This is a genomic window from Pantoea sp. sgz302252 (assembly GCF_042610525.1).
GTDB lineage: Bacteria > Pseudomonadota > Gammaproteobacteria > Enterobacterales > Enterobacteriaceae > Erwinia.
The window spans coordinates 1-4,455 of the sequence record NZ_JBHDVM010000027.1 but is presented as its reverse complement, the minus strand read 5'-3'; the positions used below and the strand labels follow the sequence as shown (position 1 = coordinate 4,455).

Here is a 4,455-nt window from a genome sequence, read left to right as displayed (position 1 = left end):
AACAGCGACTGGCGGTCGGTGACGGAGCAGTCGGGCATCTTTGCGGGCGCGGGCGGCTTTGATATCACGGTGGGCGAACACACGCAGCTGGACGGCGCGGTTATCGCCTCCACGGCCACGGCGGATAAAAACACCCTCGACACCGGCACGCTGGGCTGGCGTGATATCGAAAACCACGCGGAGTACAGCGTGGAGCACGTGGGCGCGGGCATCAGCACCGGCGGCACGCTTCTGGACCAGTTCAAGGGCAATATGGCCAACGGCGTGCTGGCGGGCCTGAACGGCTCGGACAGCGCGGACTCGGTGACCAAAGCGGCGGTAAGCGAAGGCACAATAGTCATCCGCGATAAGGAAAAGCAGACGCAGAAGGTTGCAGACTTAAGTCGCGACGTGGAAAATGCGAATCCGGGCCTTGAGCAAATCTTCGACAAAGAGAAAGAGCAGAACCGCCTGAAAGCGGCGCAGCTGATAGCGGAGATTGGCAGTCAGGCGCTGGATATCGCCCGCACGGAGGGGCAGATTGCAGGCGAAAAGGCGAAGCGCGACCCGGCGGCGCTGGCGGCGGCCAGAGCGGAACTTGCCGGAAAGGGCAAACTGAACCCGACCGCCGATGAAATCGCGAAGCAGGCTTACGACACGGCGATGAAGCCGTTCGGCACGGGCAGCGCGCTACAGCAGGGACTCCAGGCGGCCACGGCTGCGATACAGGGCCTTGCGGGCGGTAGCGTGGCGCAGGCGGTGAGCGGCGCGGCGGCACCTTATCTGGCTGAACAAATCCATAACTTGACCACGGATGCGAACGGCAAGGTCAACACCGAAGCGAACCTGATGGCGCACGCGGTGGTTGGCGCGGTCACCGCTTACGCGGCGGGCAACTCAGCGCTGGCGGGCGCATCGGGCGCGGCGATGGGCGAGTACATCGCGCAGCAGCTGTATCCGGATATCAAACGGGAAGACCTGACGGAGGAACAGCGTCAGACGATAAGCGCGCTGGGGACGCTGGCGGCAGGTCTGGCTGGCGGTGTTGCTGGTAACAGCACGGCGGATGCTGTGGCGGGTGCTCAGGCGGGGAAAAATTCGGTTGAAAATAACTCGATGGCCGGGGATAAGTCCCGTGAAGCTGTTAAGCAAAGTGCCGAATACTGGAAAGAACAGGTTAGAGATAAACTAGGCGAAAATTTGGCATCCCAGCTTGCAAACGGTCTGATTAACTTTACCAGTGAAACCGGCGATATGGCGATGCTTGGTGGGGACACCGCATTTGATTTGATGGCGGCGTTGGCAACCTGTGCGACGGGTAATGGATATTGTAGTCAGGCTAAAAGTGACTTAGCGAAGAAAGATGCCGCAGCCGCAAGGACGTTTAATGCCATAACCAACGGCGAAGCGTGGGAGGGAATTAAGTCCACGGCCGTCAAGGCTGCCAATGGCGATCAGATAGCACTGGAAAATGTTGCAGGAATATTAACAAGTATTTTAGTACCAACGAAAATTATTTTCTCTGGAAATACTGCGACAAAGATCGTTGTTAAAAATGTTGAGCCTAAGGGCGGGGCCGGTGGAAACTGGAATGTTCTGGATGAAATAGTTGATCCAAATGTGGTTAAGCAAACTTCACCAACAGGGTGTGGGGGTGCATGTGGTGAAATGCTGTTAAAAGATCGAGATATCTTCGTTTCACAAATTGAGCTAGGTACTGAACTAAAAAGTGCCGAGAGATTAGTTAAAGACCTTAACAAGTATGATAATAACTGGAACGGTGGTTTTGTCGGATCGGAGAGCTTTGATGCTTTAAATAAAACAGGCTCCTGGAGCGCTATGATGTGGGATAGCGGCAATAAAGTTGGACATTGGGTTGTTGTTAAAGGGATTGATAAAGCGGGAAATGTTCTTATACATGACCCATGGAAAGGCACCAGTTACAAGATGACAATCAAAGATTTTAATGGAGCATGGAATGAAATCGCCATATTTAAACAATGATAGCGTGAAAATAGAACAGATTAAGTATGACGCAGAAAGTAACGAAATAACCTTCTGTTTTTCGTCTGATGGAAGTAAAAATATATTTACTACCACTGCTCAAAACAAGGATGGGATAAAGTTTATATCTTCTTCTGAGGAATTAGAATTTTTTTTAATGAATCTGATGATAGAAGACCCTCAAATAATAAAAAGGCTTAATAAAATGGCCTGGGATTATATTGAAGGAAAAGAAATGACATTCCCGATCCAGTTAGTTCCCTGAATTTAGATAAGATCCCGGCCTAAATGGCCGGGATCGTTTTACCAGCCCTTACTCAAAATGCCCTCTGCTGCGTTTAAACTTCGGCTCAGAGCAGGTGTTGTGCATTGCGTCCGGAAACTCCTTCAGCCACTTCGCTACCTTCCGACGTTTAATGGGCACCACGCTTAAGCCTTCGACGCAGCCCATAGCTCGCGGGTGTCCTGAGTGATGATGACAATGCAATTCGGCGTCTCCTGTATCTTAAGTGTTAACCTTTTCGAACCGCGACGTGGAAAATGCGAATCCGGGCCTTGAGCAAATCTTCGACAAGGAGAAAGAGCAGAACCGGCTGAAGGCGGCGCAGCTGATAGCGGAGATTGGCAGTCAGGCGCTGGATATCGCCAGGACTGAGGGGCAGATAGCGGGCGAAAAAGCGAAGCGCGACCCGGCGGCGCTGGCGGCGGCCAAAGCGGAACTTGCCGGAAAAGGCAAACTGAACCCGACCGCCGATGAAATCGCGAAGCAGGCTTATGATACGGCGATGAAGCCGTTCGGCACGGGCAGCGCGCTACAGCAGGGACTTCAGGCGGCCACGGCTGCGATACAGGGCCTTGCGGGCGGTAGCGTGGCGCAGGCGGTGAGCGGCGCGGCAGCGCCTTATCTGGCGGAAGTCATTCACGACATGACCACCACCAAAGGCCCGGACGGCAAAGAGGTGGTGAACCGCGAAGCGAACCTGATGGCGCACGCGGTGGTTGGCGCGGTCACCGCTTACGCGGCGGGCAACTCAGCGCTGGCGGGCGCATCGGGCGCGGCGATGGGCGAGTTTATCGCGCAGCAGCTGTATCCGGATATTAAACGGGAAGACCTGACGGAAGAGCAGCGTCAGACGATAAGCGCGCTGGGTACGCTGGCGGCAGGTTTGGCTGGCGGCGTGGCAGGTGACAGCACTGCGGATGCTGTTGCGGGAGCGCAGGCGGGTAAAACATCGCTGGAGAACAATACGTTAGCTGTTCCCGTCATGCCACCGCCGGTAGCCGGAACAAATACCGGCGAAGCGGTCAGCGATGCCAACAAAACCATGGCTTCGGCGTTAGACAAAGCCGTGAAGGATATCGTCGAGTCGATTGATAAAGCGACCGAATGCTCATTTGGACGGGCATGTTCGTCGGATTCTACCGAAGAGCAGAACCAGCCTAATGTCGGTAAGGAGCTGACAGATGCTGAGAAAGCAGAGCTGGGTGGTTCAGGAGCGGGAACGCCGGGTGGCTGGGAACCTCAGGATGAGGAGAATGAGCGGAATAATGAAAATAGCCAAATCAATAATTTTGATCGTTTTAATAAAGATGACCTTTTGTCATCGGCTAATAAGCCAATCAACGAACAGGGCTTATCCGCAGCGGCCAGAGCTTGGGAGAAACATGCAGGTAGGCCTGGTGGTGTTTTTGAACCGTTAAAAGGTAACCACGTACAAAAAAATGAAACTGCAAATAAGTTTATAAACGAAGTTTTGAATAATACAAATACTGTAAAAACAGATCTCTCTAGAGGTGGAGTAGAGTATAGGCTTCCTGATGGACGGGGGATACGTTATAACTCAGATGGTTCATTTTCTGGTTTATTAGACCCTAAAAAACCGAGATAAATTTATGGATAATAACTTTGAAATCACCTTCTTCAGTGATTCTAAATATGAAGAAATCACAGTGGAGATCTCTTATAAGGATCAAATACTTTGTCAATTAAACAAGGATAAAGGGCCTGATAACATTGAAATTGAATTCTTTTCTGATGCCAGAATGTTAGCTGAACAAAACACAATGAAGTTTAGCTTAAGTGATTTTTTACAAATAATAACTGAAGCAAAAGAAGAATTAAAAGCGTCTTAACATGCTATAAACCCCAGCCAATCGGCTGGGTTTTCCATTTTATAATCAGTTGGTTAGCCCAAAGCGTCCACTACTCAACGACTCCATCCGGGATCCTGCATGGCCGCTTCTGCGGCGTGGCGATCATCTCAAATCTTCGACAAGAAGAAAGAGCAGAACCGCCTGAAGGCGGCGCAGCTGATAGCGGAGATTGGTAGTCAGGCGCTGGATATTGCCAGGACTGAAGGCCAGATAGCGGCGACCAAAGCTGCGAACGAGAAGATAGCGAGCGCCACGCAGAGCGACCGCGACAAAGCGCTGGCCGACCTGAAAAAGCAGGACCCGACGAAGCAGTACAGC

3 protein-coding genes and 2 pseudogenes are annotated in these 4,455 nt (G+C 52.1%); all 5 read left to right on the top strand.

What is annotated here, in order from left to right:
- Positions 1-69 precede the first annotated feature (69 nt).
- On the top strand, positions 70-1,983 hold the full coding sequence (locus ACETPC_RS23635; protein ID WP_380184876.1) for a VENN motif pre-toxin domain-containing protein: 1,914 nt from the start codon (positions 70-72) through the stop codon (positions 1,981-1,983).
- A complete protein-coding gene (locus ACETPC_RS23630) occupies positions 1,958-2,248 on the top strand; it encodes a hypothetical protein (protein WP_380184875.1) in 291 nt (96 codons plus the stop codon). The genes ACETPC_RS23635 and ACETPC_RS23630 overlap by 26 nt, the downstream gene beginning before the upstream one ends.
- Before the next feature lie 298 nt (positions 2,249-2,546).
- Positions 2,547-3,872 (top strand): annotated as a pseudogene (locus ACETPC_RS23625) (VENN motif pre-toxin domain-containing protein); the annotation flags it as partial.
- Positions 3,873-3,876: 4 nt separating this feature from the next.
- The gene (locus tag ACETPC_RS23620; protein ID WP_380184874.1) at positions 3,877-4,116 is read left to right on the top strand and encodes a hypothetical protein; all 240 of its coding nucleotides are present in this window, start codon (positions 3,877-3,879) and stop codon (positions 4,114-4,116) included.
- 99 nt (positions 4,117-4,215) lie between these two features.
- Positions 4,216-4,455: pseudogene (locus ACETPC_RS23615) on the top strand (hypothetical protein); the annotation flags it as partial.

Bases quoted from the DNA above. Each gene is read 5' to 3' on its own strand.
- ACETPC_RS23630 (WP_380184875.1), top strand. From the start codon at position 1,958: ATGAAATCGCCATATTTAAACAATGATAGCGTGAAAATAGAACAGATT.
- ACETPC_RS23620 (WP_380184874.1), top strand. From the start codon at position 3,877: ATGGATAATAACTTTGAAATCACCTTCTTCAGTGATTCTAAATATGAA.